General features: G+C 66.3%; 13 protein-coding genes. 11 read left to right on the forward strand and 2 right to left on the reverse strand.

Annotated features, from left to right (window positions below):
- The first annotated feature begins 215 nt into the window (after positions 1–215).
- The 8 genes from DOM45_RS02625 to DOM45_RS02660 all read left to right on the forward strand — a co-directional run bounded on the left by DOM45_RS02625 (position 216) and on the right by DOM45_RS02660 (position 7,934).
- Complete coding sequence (locus DOM45_RS02625) at positions 216–1,115, forward strand: LysR family transcriptional regulator (protein WP_110597967.1); 900 nt, start codon at positions 216–218, stop codon at positions 1,113–1,115.
- Positions 1,116–1,344: 229 nt separating this feature from the next.
- Positions 1,345–2,139 (forward strand): putative hydro-lyase, encoded by a 795-nt coding sequence (locus DOM45_RS02630; RefSeq protein WP_110597968.1) that lies wholly within the window; start codon positions 1,345–1,347, stop codon positions 2,137–2,139.
- 74 nt (positions 2,140–2,213) lie between these two features.
- Complete coding sequence (locus DOM45_RS02635; RefSeq protein WP_110597969.1) at positions 2,214–3,260, forward strand: TRAP transporter substrate-binding protein; 1,047 nt, start codon at positions 2,214–2,216, stop codon at positions 3,258–3,260.
- A gap of 59 nt (positions 3,261–3,319) precedes the next feature.
- Positions 3,320–3,943, forward strand: coding sequence for a TRAP transporter small permease subunit (locus tag DOM45_RS02640; protein ID WP_110597970.1), 624 nt, complete (start codon positions 3,320–3,322; stop codon positions 3,941–3,943).
- Positions 3,943–5,223, forward strand: coding sequence for a TRAP transporter large permease (locus tag DOM45_RS02645; protein WP_110597971.1), 1,281 nt, complete (start codon positions 3,943–3,945; stop codon positions 5,221–5,223). The genes DOM45_RS02640 and DOM45_RS02645 overlap by 1 nt, the downstream gene beginning before the upstream one ends.
- An 87-nt stretch (positions 5,224–5,310) precedes the next feature.
- Positions 5,311–5,994: a DUF2848 domain-containing protein gene (locus DOM45_RS02650; RefSeq protein WP_110597972.1), complete on the forward strand. Its 684-nt coding sequence runs from the start codon at positions 5,311–5,313 to the stop codon at positions 5,992–5,994.
- A complete protein-coding gene (locus tag DOM45_RS02655; RefSeq protein ID WP_110597973.1) occupies positions 5,991–7,382 on the forward strand; it encodes an amidase in 1,392 nt (463 codons plus the stop codon). Before DOM45_RS02650 ends, DOM45_RS02655 begins: the two co-directional genes overlap by 4 nt.
- Positions 7,383–7,391: 9 nt before the next feature.
- Complete coding sequence (locus DOM45_RS02660; RefSeq protein WP_110597974.1) at positions 7,392–7,934, forward strand: ureidoglycolate lyase; 543 nt, start codon at positions 7,392–7,394, stop codon at positions 7,932–7,934.
- A 48-nt stretch (positions 7,935–7,982) separates the two neighbouring features.
- Here the strand turns inward: DOM45_RS02660 and DOM45_RS02665 are convergent, their stop codons facing one another.
- Together DOM45_RS02665 and DOM45_RS02670 are read right to left on the reverse strand one after the other, a co-directional pair.
- Positions 7,983–9,281 carry an MFS transporter gene (locus DOM45_RS02665; protein WP_110597975.1) on the reverse strand — a complete coding sequence of 433 codons (1,299 nt, stop codon included), beginning with the start codon at positions 9,279–9,281 and terminating at the stop codon, positions 7,983–7,985.
- A gap of 134 nt (positions 9,282–9,415) precedes the next feature.
- Entirely contained in the window at positions 9,416–9,943 is a 528-nt protein-coding gene (locus tag DOM45_RS02670) for a TetR/AcrR family transcriptional regulator (RefSeq protein WP_110597976.1), read from the reverse strand.
- Between the two features lie 161 nt (positions 9,944–10,104).
- On the opposite strand from DOM45_RS02670, the gene DOM45_RS02675 reads away from it, so the two are divergent.
- The 3 genes from DOM45_RS02675 (at position 10,105) to DOM45_RS02685 (ending at position 13,006) form a co-directional block, all read left to right on the forward strand.
- Positions 10,105–11,307, forward strand: coding sequence for a CynX/NimT family MFS transporter (locus DOM45_RS02675; protein WP_110597977.1), 1,203 nt, complete (start codon positions 10,105–10,107; stop codon positions 11,305–11,307).
- A gap of 188 nt (positions 11,308–11,495) precedes the next feature.
- Positions 11,496–11,951, forward strand: coding sequence for a nodulation efficiency, NfeD-like protein (locus DOM45_RS02680; RefSeq protein WP_110597978.1), 456 nt, complete (start codon positions 11,496–11,498; stop codon positions 11,949–11,951).
- A gap of 5 nt (positions 11,952–11,956) precedes the next feature.
- The gene (locus tag DOM45_RS02685) at positions 11,957–13,006 is read left to right on the forward strand and encodes an SPFH domain-containing protein (RefSeq protein ID WP_110597979.1); all 1,050 of its coding nucleotides are present in this window, start codon (positions 11,957–11,959) and stop codon (positions 13,004–13,006) included.
- Positions 13,007–13,010: the final 4 nt, after the last annotated feature.

The following is a 13,010-nucleotide window of genomic DNA, read 5'->3' on the forward strand; positions in this document are numbered from 1 at the left end:
CATGACAATGCTCGGACGCGATGGCTCTTGTGAAGCGGCTCTCGTGAAGCGAATCGGACGCGCCCGATGCAGAAAGGGTGGCCCATTGTAACGGCACCGAGCGCGCGCGGACATCCGACGATGGCGGAAATCGCGCGTCTCTCGAGGGCGGCCATCCATGCAATACTGGCCGCCATCACGTCTGCCGTCTTCACCGCACGCCGAGCGAGCCCGCCATGTTCGACTTCAAGGAAATCGAAGCCTTCGTCTGGATCGTACGCCTGGGATCGTTCCGCCTTGCCGCACAGCACCTGCACCTGACCCAGCCCTCCATCTCGGATCGTATTGCCCGGCTCGAGGAGTTCGTCGGCGGGCCGCTGCTGGATCGCGCCCAGCGCCCGATCCAGCCCACACCCAAGGGTCGACAGTTCTACCGCCACGCTCAGCACATGCTGGAGACACGCCAGGAAGCGATGGCGATGCTCGAGGCCAACAACCCGTTCCAGGGAGTGCTGCGTCTCGGCGTGGTCGAGACCATCGCCCACAGCTGGTTGCCGGCGTTCATCGCCGAACTCGCCAACCGCTTCCCCGACATGACGCTGCAGCTCGAGGTGGACGGCACGCCGGGACTCGCCAACCGGCTGCTCAATCGCCAGATCGACATGGCCTTCACGCTGGGACCGGTCGACGCCCAGGACATCCTCAGCCGGCCGCTATGCCACTATGCCACGGGCCTGATCGCCACCCCGCAGCTGGGCTTCTCGGCCCGGACGTTCACCCTGGAAGCGCTGGCGCGTACCGGCACGCCCTTGATCACCTTCGCCAGCGACAGCCGCCCCTACCGGGAGCTGCAGTCGCTGTTGCATCAGCAGCGCCTGGAGCGGATCAAGCTGCACTGCTCCGGCTCGGTCTGGACCATCGTGCGCCTGGCACTGGACGGTATCGGCGTCGGCGCCATCCCGCCCCGCATCGTCGAGCAGGAGATCGCCCGCGGCGAGCTCATCACCCTGCCCTGTGATCTGCCCCGGCTCGACTTCGCCGCCTCCTGGCCGCAGCACATCGACAAGGCGCTGGCCGATGGCGTCATCGACCTGGCGATCGAGCTCGGGCAACGGGACCAGCGCGAGCACGCCTGACGCCGAAAGCGGCGTTACCGAGGGGTCCCTTGTCGCAAGGCGTTGCCGATATACCTGACGTCGAAAGGTTTTGTCGAGAACGCTGGGATTGAAAGGTTTTACCGATGAAGAAGAATCATAAAAATCGATTGGATTGATGCGTCGTGAACCCATAGCGTGGGATGTCATAAGGCGGCGCCCGGTTCTGCCGGCCAAGACTGCCACGACAATGACAACCAGGATCGACGACATGACCTCTCTCGACGCCACCGTCTCTCCGGCCGAGGCGCGCGCCGCCATCCGCCGCGGCGACTGGCCCACCACCACCACCGGTATCGCCAACGGTTTCGCCCAGGCCAATCTGGTCATCATCCCCGACACCTACGCCGCCGACTTCCTGCGTTTCTGCATGGCCAATCGCGCCGCCTGTCCGGTGCTCGACGTCAGCGAACCGGGCAGCTTTCATCCGCAGGCCCTGGGAGAGTCGATCGACCTACGCACCGACGTGCCGCGCTATCGCGTCTACGAACATGGCGAACTGGTCGACGAGCCGGCCGACCTCGTCTCCCGCTGGCGCGACGACCTGGTCACCTTCTCGATCGGCTGCTCGTTCTCGTTCGAGGAGTCGCTGCTCGCCGAGGGCGTGCCGGTTCGCCACATGGCCGCGCGGACCATCGTGCCGATGTACCGGACCCGCATTCCGCTGATTCCCGCCGGCCCGTTCCACGGCAGCTACGTCGTGTCGATGCGCGCCATGTCGCCGGCCGATGCCATCCGCGCCGTGCAGATCACCACCGACATGCCCAGCGTTCACGGCGCGCCCCTGCATCTGGCGCGACCGGAGCTGATCGGCATCGACGATATCCACCGGCCGGACTTCGGCGATGCCCCGGTGATGGAAGCCGGCGACATCCCGGTGTTCTGGGCCTGCGGCGTGACACCGCAGATCGCGCTGATGAATGCGAAGCTACCCTTCGCCATGGCCCACGCCCCCGGTCATATGCTGATTACCGACATCCCCAACTATCGTCTGAAGTATCGGTAGCGGCGATATCGCGGCGGTCACGCCGCTCGCGCCTGCCGAAGACTCGTAAAACAACCTCAACAAGCGAGACTCCCATGAAGAAGACACTGTTTGGCCTCACGCTCTCCGCCCTGACTGTCGGCCTTGCCCAGGGCGCCGCCGCCGACACCAGCCTCAACGTCGTCGGTACCTGGAGCGCGGTCTCCCTGCACAAGAACTTCGAGAAGCCGTTCTGGACCGAGACCCTGCCCAAGGCGAGCGATGGCCAGATCCAGGTCCAGATGACGACCTTCGATCAGATGGGTATCGAAGGCAGCGATGTCTTCACCTACCTGAAGAACGGCCTGTTCAATGTCGGCATGACCTTCTCCGACTACGTCGGCGGCGAGGCGCCGGCACTGGAAGGTCTCGACCTGCCGATGATGACCACCGATCCCGAGAAGGCCCGCGAGGTCAGCGAGGCGTTCATGCCGATCGCCGAGAGAACGATGCAGTCTCACTACAATGCGCACGTGCTGGCGATCGCGCCCAACACGCCGCAGGTGGTGTTCTGCAACACGCCGATCAAGGGCCTCGGCGACCTGCAGGGCAAGAAGGTCCGCGCCAGCGGCCGCACCACGGCGGAGTTCCTCTCCGCCATCGGCGCCCAGAGCACGGTCATGGCCTTCAACGAAGTGCCCGGCGCGCTGGAGCGCGGGGTGATCGACTGTGCCGTCACCGGCTCGCTCTCCGGCTACAACTCCGGCTGGCAGGATGTCGCCGACTATTTGCTGCCTCTCCCCATCGGCGGCTGGGATACGGTCATCACGGCGGTCAGTGACGACACCTGGAACTCGCTCGACGACGAGACCAAGCAGACCATCGAGAGCCAGATCGTACCCGGCTTCATCGATCCGGTGTGGAACAACCTGGCCAAGGACGAGCAGCAGGGCATCGCCTGCCTGACCGGCAATGGCGAGTGCGAGCACGGCAAGCCGGGCGACATGACACTGGTCGAGGTGACCGACGCCGACCGCGAGCGCGCCCATCAGGCGCTGGTCAGTGCGGTCCTGCCGAGCTGGGCCTCGCGGATCGATGACGAAACGATCTCGCTGTGGAACGAGAACGTCGCTCCCCTCGTCGCCCTCCCCATCGTCAAGTAAATGGATCGCAGGGCCGGGCACGTCAGTGCTCGGCCCTTGCCCGTCGGCAGGTATCCAACATGCTCGCTCTCGTCTCTCTGTTCGACGCGCTCGTGCGCGTCGTCCGCCTCGTCTCGCGCTGGGCCGCTCGGCTCATCGGCCTGCTGCTGCTGGCCGTCGTCGCGATGGTCATCATGGAAGTGGTCAGCCGCAAACTGCTGGGCCGCTCCTTCGAAGGCGTCCAGGAGTATGCCGGTTATGTCCTCGCCGTTCTCTCGGCCTGGGGGCTCTCGCACACGCTGGTCGAACGTGCCCATATCCGCATCGATGTCGGCTACTCGAAGCTGCCGATCGCCGCCCGTGCGGCGCTCGACCTGCTCTCGATACTCGCCGTCAATCTGGTCGGCTGGATGATCGTCATCCACGCCTGGCCGGTGTTCTCGGGGTCACTCGCCAACCACACCACCGCCAATACGCCGCTGTCGACGCCGCTGTGGATACCGCAGCTGGTGTGGGTGTTGGGCTACACCTGGTTTGCCCTGGCGGCGGCGGTGCTGGCGATTCGCGCCCTGCTGGCGGCGGCCGGCGGCGATAGCGCCACGGTTCGCACGCTGATCGGCATGGGCCACGAGGCCGACCCGTTCGAGTCCAACGAGCTCGAAGCCCGCGCGCACGACAACGCCGCGACAGGAGGAAAACCCTGATGCTCGCCTATCTCTCCATCGGGATTCTGGCGCTGCTGCTGACCGGCATCCCGGTCGCCATCACGCTGTTCCTGCTCGCCTTCGGCGTCGATCAGTTCTTCTCGTTCTTCCCGCTGATGCGGGCGCTCGGCCAGAACCTGTGGTCGGCGGCGGACTCCTTTCTGCTGATCGCGATTCCGCTGTTCGTGCTGATGGGCGAGATCATCGTCCGCGCGGGGATCGCCGAGCGCGCCTATCGCGCCATGGATCACTGGCTCTCCTGGCTGCCCGGCGGCCTGCTGCATGCCAACGTGATGACCTCGATGCTGTTCTCCGCGACCTCGGGCTCCTCCGTGGCCACCGCGGCGACGATCTCCACCGTGGCGCTGCCGCAGGGCGACAAGCTCGGCTATCACCCGCGGCTCTTCTGCGGCAGTATCGCCGCCGGCGGCACGCTGGGCATCCTGATCCCGCCATCGATCAACCTGATCGTCTACGGCTTCCTGACCGAGACCTCGATCCCCAAGCTGTTCGTGGCCGGGCTGCTGCCGGGGCTGCTGCTGACCGGCCTGTTCATGCTGACGGCGATCCTGTTCTGCGCTTTCAAGCCGTCGCTGGGCGGGCCACGCCGTCGCTCGAGCTGGCCTGAGCGTTTGCGTCATCTGAAGTTCCTGCTGCCGCTGCTGATCCTGTTCGTCGCCATCGTCGGCTCGATCTACACCGGCTGGGCGACGCCCACCGAAGCCGCCGCCATCGGCGTGGTGGTCGCGCTGATTCTCGCCGCGTTCAACCGGCGGCTGGACTGGCGCATGCTGACCGAAGCGCTCGACAACACCGTGCGCACCACCTCGATGATCCTGTTCATCATGCTGGCGGCCTCGTTTCTCAACTTCGCGCTCGCCTCGGCGGGCCTCTCCGGCCAGCTGACGCAGCTGCTGACGCAACTGGACCTGTCGCCGATGGCGCTGCTGCTCTGCGTGCTGGCGCTGCTGGTGGTTCTCGGTTTCTTCATCGAGACGCTGTCGATGATGGTGATCACGCTGCCGATCATCGCGCCCCTGCTGTTCGCCGCGGGCTTCGACAAGGTGTGGTTCGGCGTGGTGATGATCCTGTTCGTCGAGATGGCGCTGATCACCCCTCCGGTCGGTCTCAACCTCTACATCGTGCAGGCAGCCCGGCGCGGCAAGCCGTTCTCCGACGTGATCGTCGGCACGCTGCCGTTCATTGCCGCCATGGTGGTGATGGCCGTGCTGCTGATCCTGTTCCCCGGCATCGCCCTGTGGCTGCCGAACTCGCTCTGATCCGCCGCGTCGTCGATGCATTGCGTCATCGATGACTCGCGGCACTCGACGCCGATGTCTGCTCCAACGACAACTCAGGAACCGCTCATGCTGACTTTCGATACCCCCGAGAACACGCTCACCGTCACGCCGCAACGACTGGCGATCGCCGGCTGGGCAGGCCGCGATCAGGCGAACGTGCAACATCACATCGACGAGCTGGCCGCCATCGGCGTCAAGCCGCCCTCCAGCGTACCGCTGTTCTATCGCGCCAGTGCGCAACTGCTGACCCAGGCGGAGAACGTCGAGATGCTCGGCGGCGACGGCTCCGGCGAAGCCGAGGTCTGCCTGGTCAGCGACGAAGATGGCCGACTGTGGGTGACGCTCGCCTCCGATCACACCGATCGTAAACTCGAGGCGGTCGGTGTCGCCGAGTCCAAGCAGCTCTGCGCCAAGCCGGTCGCCCGACAGGCCTGGCCGCTGGCGGCCATCCGCGAGCATTGGGATGCGCTGGAACTGGCCAGTGAGATCGAAGAGAACGGCCAGGTCGTCACCTATCAGCAGGGCACGCTGGCCGAGCTGCTGGACGTCGACACGCTGCTGGCCAAGCTGCCGGCCGCACTCAAGCAGGGCGAATCGCTGGCCCCCAACACGCTGCTGCTGTGCGGCACGGTACCGGCCATCGGCGGTATCCGACCCAGCCCGCGCTTCTCGATGACGCTCACCGACCCCGTGCTGAATCGCCGCCTGAGCCATAGCTATACCGTCATCGAGCTCGAGGTCGCGCAATGAGCTCGCCACAGACGCCACAGGATGCCGCTCGCGCATTCTGGGCGCGGCCTGCCGGCCAACGCCGCCTGCACGACTGGCAGGCGGCCATCGACAGCGGCGACTTCACCTCCGCCCAGGCGCTGGAGGCCCTGGTCGAGCGAGCCCGCTCACAGGCTGCGGTCACCGCTACGGCCTATCTCGAATTCGATGCCGACAAGCTGACGGACCGGTTGGCGCGGGTCGACCCCACCCAACCTCTGGCGGGTGTGCCGATCAGCATCAAGGATCTGTTCGACGTCCAGGGCGAGCTGACCCGGGCCGCCTCCCGCGTGCTGGGTGGCAATCCACCGGCCAGCCACGATGCGCCGGCGGTCCAGCGTCTGCGCCGTGCCGGGGCGCTGCTGACCGGGCGTACCAACATGAGCGAATTCGCATTCTCGGGGCTCGGCCTCAATCGACACTACGGCACGCCCCCCAATCCGTTCGATGACGAACGCATCACCGGCGGTTCGACCTCGGGCGGCGCGGCCTCGGTCGCCTTCGGCCTCGCCGCCGCCACGCTGGGCAGCGATACCGGCGGTTCGCTCAGGATCCCGGCGGCGTTCTGCGGCCTGACCGGCTTCAAGCCGAGCCAGGCCAGCGTGCCCGGTGAAGGGGCTTACCCGCTCGCGCCGAGCCTCGACTGCGTGGGTCCGATCGCGCCCAGCGTCGCGTGCTGCGCCAGCCTCTGGTCGATTCTGGCCGAGCGGCCGCTGCCGGCGCTGGATGCCACGCCGCGGCCGCTACGGTTGGCGATCGCCGAAGGCGGCCTGATGAGCGAGCTCGATGATGCGGTTCGCGACGGCTTCGCGGAGGCCGTCGCTGTCCTCGAAGCCAGTGGGTGTCACGTCGAACGCCTACCGTTCGCGGCCGTCGACGCGGCGCTGGCGATCAACCAGCAGGGTGGTCTGGTGGTGCCGGAAGCGGCCGCGCTGCACCGCGAGCAGCTCGCCCGCGCCGAGGCCGACTACGACCCCTTGATCGCCGAACGCCTGAAGGGCGGCCGGGACATCAGCGCCGCCGATTACCTGCAGCGCCTGTGGCCAAGAGCGGGCTGGCAGCAGCGCTTTGAACAGGAGATGGCCGGCTTCGATGCGGTGCTGCTGCCCACCGTCGCCACGCTGCCCCCGAGACGCGCTGCGCTCGAGAACGACGCCGCCGCCTTCCAGCGCGCCAACCGGCTGGCGCTGCGCAATACCAGCGTCTTCAACTATCTCGACGCGGCCTCGATCTCGCTGCCCTACCTCGCCACCGGCGCCGAGCTCCCCATCGGCCTGATGCTATCGCGCCCCCAGGGCGACGATGACGCTCTGCTGCAGCATGCCTGCGTGGTGGAAGCGATGCTGCAAGGCACCGATCGATCCCGTTGAGGACAGTGCATGAACGTCAGGACGCTGCCGATCGACGCACTCTCGCCGACGTCGTTCGCGCCATATGGCGATGTGATGGGGTGGCCCGCCGATCTTGCCGAAGGCGAGCCGGGATATCGCTCGACAGCCAGCGATTTCGTCCACCAGCTCAGCTTCGACACCGGCATCGATGGCGGCCCCGCTGAAGTGCTCTGGGTGCACTATCGCGATGACTCATCGCGCATCGACAAGCTGGAGATGCATCGGCTGACCCATCAGGCCGTCGTGCCGATCCATGGCGGCGATCTGGTGCAGATCGTCTGTCTCGATCACGACGGCGGTCCGGATATCGATTCGCTGAAGGCCTTTCGGCTGCCTCAGGGCCTGGGCGTATCGATGCATCCCGGCTGCTGGCATGCCACGAGGACACTCGACGGCGAGGTCACGGCGTTGATGCTGACCCGTCACTCCACCACTCGGGAGCTGGTCGCCATGCTGACCGAAGGTGCGGCCGGTAGCGAGAGCCGGTTGACACCGCTGCCGGCCGCGATCGAGCTGGATGTCTCACGGTGATGTGCCACGCGTCGAGATGCATCACGCGCCTGGGCCTCAAGCACCTCATCAGCGTCCCGACCCACGACGCGCGAGACGGCCGATCTTGTCGATCAGTCCCAGTGGCGGCATGGCGGGCAGATAGAAGTGTTGCAGCGGCGTGTCCGGTCGGCTCGATACCGTCGTTTTCGGCGCGGCATCGACCTGTCCCCCGCGGCCGGGCCGGTAGCCGATCAGCATCGTCGCCAATGCGATCGACGCGAAGACGATGAAACAGAAGGCGTAGCCGTGGTTGCCGATCAGATAGCCCGCGAGTGGCGAACCGACGATCTGGCCCGCCGCGATCATCAGGAACGGCAAGCCGAGCCCGATGGCGGGACGGTCACTGTAGAGGCGCACGCCCCAGACCAGATAGATCCCCGTCAGCATGATGTAGCTCGCCCCGAACAGGGCACCTGACCCCAGGGCGGCCGGCAGGCTCGAGGGCATCAGCGCGAGCAGCGACAGCGCAAGTGCCAGCGCGGCCAGCGTTGCCCGGTGCACCCCATTGATACCGAAGCGGTTGACGAGATCCCCGGCAAGGCCACCGACCAGACCGGCGACGCCAATCAGAATCCAGACGCTGTTGGCCAGCGCCTGGGAGAACTGCCCCCGCGTGAGCAGCGCCTCGCTCGAGAAGGTCCAGTAGGCGGCACTGGCAATGCCCATGCCCATCGCGGCCACCATCACGCGCCAGGCCGAGTCCCGTTGCACGCCTCCTCGGTTCGACCTGCCCGCTGCCTCCGAGGCAGTGTCGCCACGTGCTTCGCCTGTCCCGGAACGCGGCACGCTGACGAACAACAGCACGGCGTTGAGCAACGCGGTCACCGCAAAAGCGGCGTAGGCGATGCGCCACTGTCCCGTGGCGATAAACGCCACCGGGCCGGAGATGGCGACGCCGAGGCTGGTGCCGGCATTGATGACGGTATTGGCCCGGCCCTGGCGGTCGGTTGCGATCGAACTCGAGACGGCCTGGGCCATGGGTGGCGATGCCAGCCCGGTGCTGGCTCCCGCCAGCAGGATGGCGCCGGCCAGCCACAGCGCGCTGGTGCTGACGGAGATGACCGCCATTCCCGTCGCGGCGACCAGGGCCGCGGCAACGGCCATGGCTCGAGCGCCGAGCCGCTCCACCAGTAGCGCGCTGATCACGATGGCGAAACAGTAGCCCACGTAGGCACCGCTGCCGATGGCCCCCGCCATTGTCGAATTCAACCCGACATCCTCGCGCATGCTGGGCAGGAACAGGCCGTAGGCGAAGCGTGCCAGACCGTAGCTCACACCGATCAGTAGCGTCCCCGCGACGATCAGTCGACGTTCCTGGTGGGTCATGATGCTCTTCTCCCTGGCTACCGAATCCGGCTCGAGCGACGAGCCCAGACGACAGCCTCGATGTAAAATGATCGTTTTCCCTACACTCGTGACACAGCCGCCGGCATCGAGCCGGAGAGGACAATCTCCTGCGGTCAGACCATAGCGGCCTCGACCAGCCGCCGCGCCGCTCGCAGAGCCACGTCCACGGTCGCGCTACCCCGATAGGTCGCGGCGTGGGTCACACCTTCGACCAGCAGCAGAATCGATTCGGCCAGTTCGTCGTCGCGACGCCCGGTCTCCGCTTCGACGATCTCTTCGATGCGCTGCCGCAGCCGTGCCTTGTGACGCGTCATGGCCTCGACGATTTCCGGCACCTCGCCGCCGGTCTCGGCCCAACTGCGCAGAAACAGACAGCCCCGCGCGCCCTCGTCGGCGAACCACGCGCCCAGCGCCCCGAACAGGTCATCCACGCTGACAGCGCTCGCCAGCGAGCGCATGAAGCGACGATCGCGCTCGTCGAGGACGATCGCCAGCAGGCGGTTCTTGCTGCCGACATGCTTGTAGAGCGTGCGGCTGGAGATGCCGGCGCCGTGGGTCAGCCGGTCCATCCCCGTGGCGGTGAAGCCATGGCGATCGAAGAGCTGCTCGGCGGTGTCGATCAGTCGTGTGCGAATATCCATGGCTCCAATGTAAAACGATCACTTTACTTATGCAAGGCCCGATTCACCGGACTTCGGCCATCTCCGCGGGCCGCCTGTGCCGGGCGCTTCGCGCAAGGTCGGGTCCGCCCCTTGGCAGGAAAATGCTAAGATGCCGCCCCATTTAGCGAAGGCCGTCAACCGTGTCCCGACCCGTTCCCCCTGCTGCTCGATCGCTCCCCGCCTGGCTATGGCTCGTGGCCTTCGGCCTGGCGGCGATCAACTTGCGCGCGCCGATCGTGGTGATCGGGCCGGTGCTCGAACCGATCATGGGGACACTGGCCATCGGTGCCGGCACGGCGAGCCTGTTCACCACCGGAATGATTCTCTGCTTCGGCCTGCTGTCGCCGCTGGCGCCGGGGTTCGCCGACCGTGTCGGGCTCGATCGCGCCATCGCCTGCGCGATCACGCTGATCGCTCTCGGCGGCGTGATGCGCGGCGTCGAGAGCCTGACGGTCATGCTGCTCGGCACGCTGTGCGCGGGGATGGGTATCGCCTTCGGCAATGTGTTCATGCCGAGCCTGGTCAAGCGCGATCGCGGTGATCGCCTGGGCCGTACCATGGGTCTCTACACGGTGATGATGGGCGTTGGCGCCACGATCAGCGCCGGTAGCGCCATTCCGCTGATGAACGCTTCGGGAAGCTGGTCCACCCCGATCTGGCTGTGGGCCGCCTTCGGGATCGGATCCGCCATCGTGTGGTGGCGCATGGCACTCTCGCTGGGGCCCGAGCCACCGGCCGCCGCCCGTCGGCCGCCAATGTCGCGTCTGTTCCGCAGTCCGGTGGCGTGGACCCTGACCCTGTTCATGGGCGCCCAGTCACTGAGCTTCTATACGCTGCAGACCTGGGTGCCGGCGGTGGCGATCCAGGCCGGCGTCCCCGAGGCGACCGCCGGGATCATGCTGTCGCTGATCAACCTCACCAGCATTCCGGGCAGCTACATCGTCGCCCGCCTGGCCTCGCGGCTGACCCATCACAGCCTGCTGGTGCTCGGGCTCTGTTCGCTGGTGGCGTTGGCGCTGTTCGGCCTGCTGCTGGCACCGGCGGCCTCGCCACTACTGTGGGCGGTACTGCTGGGCGCCGGCCAGGGCGGCTGTTTCGCCTTCGCGCTGACCATGATCGTGCTGCGCACGCGCCAACCCCAGCATGCCGCGATGCTCTCGGGGATGTCCCAGAGCATTGGCTACCTGATGGGAGCCAGCGGCCCTCTGCTGTTCGGCGCCCTGCACGGCCTGAGCGGCGACTGGCAGCTGTCGTTGATCTTCCTGATCGTGCTGCTCGCCGGCCAGAGCGTCGCCGGCGTACTGATCGGCCGGCCCAGAATGGTCAAGCTGGGAGACGACTGACCTCCCCGGATGGACAGGCTGTCGGCAAACGCTCACCGCCCTTGTCGGCAATCTCTGATACGCTGGCCGGTCGAATGCGGGCAGACTTCGGGATCGTTCTGCCGCGATCGGTGACGGGAACCAGCCCATCGGGCTTCGATCGCCTATCGCAACCTCCTCTCTTCCATCACCGCGCGTCGGGAACCGATATGGATTGGAACGTGGCTTATGTCTGGCTGGCCGTCGCCCTGCTGCTGGGGTTGGCGGAGCTGGCCTCCGGTGCCCTGGTGCTGCTGGCGCTGGCGATCGCTGCCGCCACCGCGGCACTGCTGGCCTGGCTGGGTGCCTCGATGACCTGGCAGCTGCTCGGGCTGGGGTTTGCGGCCGGCGTGCTGCTGCCGCTGGTCGTCAAGGTGATCCGGCCGAGGTTCTCGCCGCCGGGCGTCGACTACGGCACCACCGGCACCGGCGTCGAGAAGGGCAACGAGTACCGCACCCTCAAGCGCGATTTCGACGGCGCGACCGGCCTCAAGATCAATGGCGACTTCTATCGATTGAGAGTCGCCGATACCGACACCACCGAACTGCCGCTCGGCAGTCCGGTCATCTTTCAGCGGTTCGACGGCACCGAAGCCATCGTCACGCTGAAGCGTCCTACGGAGTAACGCTCATGGATCTTCTCGCCAGCCCGGGCCTGATCATCAGTCTGATCATCGTCGCCATCGGCGTGCTGCTCATCGTCAAGGGACTGGTGATCGTTCGCCAGTCGGAGGTGATGGTGGTGGAGCGACTGGGCTCCTTCAACCGACTGCTCGAGAGCGGGATCAACATCATCATCCCGTTCATCGAACAGCCCCGCGCCATCAGCATGATCCGCTACCGCAAGCAGGGCGAAGAGTACTACCCCATCGCCACCGACGAGATCCGCATCGACCGCCGCGAGACGGTGATGGACTTCCCGGGCCAGCCGGTGGTGACTACCGACAACGTCACCGTCACCATCAACGGCGCGCTCTACTACCAGATCATCGACCCCAAGCGGGCGGTCTATGAAGTCGCCAACATGAGCCAGGCCGTCGAGGTGCTGGCCAAGACCACGCTGCGTTCGGTGGTGGGCAAGATGGAGCTCGACAAGCTGTTCGAATCCCGCGCCGAGGTCAACAACGCGATTCAATCCGCCATGGAAGAGCCCGCGTCCAAATGGGGCGTCAAGATCTCTCGCGTCGAGGTGCAGGACATCGCCATGCCGGAAGAGGTCGAGAGCGCCATGCGCCTGCAGATGGCCGCCGAGCGTAAACGCCGCGCCACGGTGACCGAAGCCGAGGGCGAGAAATCCGCCGCCATCGCCATGGCCCAGGGTCAGCGCGAATCGTCGATTCTCAATGCCGAAGGCGACAAGCAGTCCGCCATCCTGCGCGCCCAGGGCGAGCAGGAGTCGATCAAGCTGGTGCTCAATGCCATCGGCGAGACGGAAGAGAACAAGCGCACCGTGGTGGGTTATCTGCTCGGCCAGAGCTACATCAAGGCGCTGCCGACCATGGCCAAGGATGGCGAGCGCGTGTTCGTGCCTTACGAATCTTCCGCCCTGCTGGGCAGCATGGGGATGTTCCGGGAGATGGCTGGCTCACCGGAAGATGTGGTGAGCCAGCACGTCAGAAACCGCCAGAGTGGCGCCGACCTGCGCAGCGGCATGGTCGGTGGCGCCGCGGGACAAGGCTGAGCGG

It is taken from the genome of Salinicola lusitanus (assembly GCF_003206045.1).
Classification (GTDB): Bacteria; Pseudomonadota; Gammaproteobacteria; order Pseudomonadales; family Halomonadaceae; genus Salinicola; species Salinicola lusitanus.

Bases quoted from the DNA above. Each gene is read 5' to 3' on its own strand.
- DOM45_RS02655 (WP_110597973.1), top strand. From the start codon at position 5,991: ATGAGCTCGCCACAGACGCCACAGGATGCCGCTCGCGCATTCTGGGCG.
- DOM45_RS02635 (WP_110597969.1), top strand. From the start codon at position 2,214: ATGAAGAAGACACTGTTTGGCCTCACGCTCTCCGCCCTGACTGTCGGC.
- DOM45_RS02640 (WP_110597970.1), top strand. From the start codon at position 3,320: ATGCTCGCTCTCGTCTCTCTGTTCGACGCGCTCGTGCGCGTCGTCCGC.
- DOM45_RS02660 (WP_110597974.1), top strand. From the start codon at position 7,392: ATGAACGTCAGGACGCTGCCGATCGACGCACTCTCGCCGACGTCGTTC.
- DOM45_RS02630 (WP_110597968.1), top strand. From the start codon at position 1,345: ATGACCTCTCTCGACGCCACCGTCTCTCCGGCCGAGGCGCGCGCCGCC.
- DOM45_RS02665 (WP_110597975.1), bottom strand. From the start codon at position 9,281: ATGACCCACCAGGAACGTCGACTGATCGTCGCGGGGACGCTACTGATC.
- DOM45_RS02680 (WP_110597978.1), top strand. From the start codon at position 11,496: ATGGATTGGAACGTGGCTTATGTCTGGCTGGCCGTCGCCCTGCTGCTG.
- DOM45_RS02685 (WP_110597979.1), top strand. From the start codon at position 11,957: ATGGATCTTCTCGCCAGCCCGGGCCTGATCATCAGTCTGATCATCGTC.
- DOM45_RS02670 (WP_110597976.1), bottom strand. From the start codon at position 9,943: ATGGATATTCGCACACGACTGATCGACACCGCCGAGCAGCTCTTCGAT.
- DOM45_RS02650 (WP_110597972.1), top strand. From the start codon at position 5,311: ATGCTGACTTTCGATACCCCCGAGAACACGCTCACCGTCACGCCGCAA.
- DOM45_RS02625 (WP_110597967.1), top strand. From the start codon at position 216: ATGTTCGACTTCAAGGAAATCGAAGCCTTCGTCTGGATCGTACGCCTG.
- DOM45_RS02645 (WP_110597971.1), top strand. From the start codon at position 3,943: ATGCTCGCCTATCTCTCCATCGGGATTCTGGCGCTGCTGCTGACCGGC.